General features: G+C 40.7%; 1 pseudogene. It reads right to left on the bottom strand.

Annotation, left to right across the window (positions count from 1 at the left end):
• A pseudogene (locus FFO06_RS21310) lies at positions 1-268 on the bottom strand (S8 family serine peptidase); the annotation flags it as partial.

The raw sequence follows: 268 nt of genomic DNA, 5'->3' as shown, positions 1-268 counted from the left end.
CACGTTAGCAGCAAGAGTCAAAGTAACACTAGATTGAATGGTATCTGTACCTGCGATGGCACTTTCGATAATGGTATCATTGGGATTATCAACAATGTAGATATCATTGCCTAAACCACCGTCAAGGGTGTTATTAGCGTAGTTACCTGTGATGACGTTATTAAGTGCGTTCCCTGTACCGTTAATAGCTGCTGTTCCTGTCAGATTTAGGTTTTCAACGTTGGTAGGAATAGTGTAAGTAACACTAGATCGAATGGTGTCTATACCT

Source organism: Dolichospermum planctonicum (assembly GCF_005402965.1).
GTDB lineage: Bacteria > Cyanobacteriota > Cyanobacteriia > Cyanobacteriales > Nostocaceae > Dolichospermum > Dolichospermum planctonicum.
Note: the sequence above shows the minus strand (reverse complement) of the source record. Positions and strands in the feature narration are given on the sequence as shown.